Below are 272 nucleotides of genomic sequence, written 5' to 3'. Positions count from 1 at the left end.
CTACCACAGCTCGGTGATCGGGGTCGAGACGATCGCGCGCGAGGACAGCCGCTCGTACGGCGTCGTCGAGGGCCGCGAATGGGAAGAGGACATCATCAAGCTGGCGGGCATCATCGAGAAGCCGGCGCCGGAAGATGCGCCGTCGAACCTCGGCGTGGTCGGCCGCTACGTGTTCATGCCGACGATCTTCGATCATCTGCGCCGGATCAAGCCGGGCGCGGGCGGCGAGCTGCAGCTCACCGACGCCGTGCAGTCGCTGCTCGCGAACGAAC

At 67.3% G+C, this 272-nt stretch carries 1 protein-coding gene; it reads left to right on the top strand.

Features of this window, described 5'->3' with window-relative positions; translation table 11 throughout:
• Positions 1 to 272 (top strand): sugar phosphate nucleotidyltransferase (locus SB816_RS31705; RefSeq protein ID WP_410548208.1); only part of this gene is annotated, 272 nt, incomplete at both ends.

Origin of the sequence: Achromobacter sp. SIMBA_011 (assembly GCF_046535435.1) — a bacterium.
GTDB lineage: Bacteria > Pseudomonadota > Gammaproteobacteria > Burkholderiales > Burkholderiaceae_B > Achromobacter > Achromobacter dolens.
This window is presented reverse-complemented; position numbering and strand designations above follow the sequence as displayed.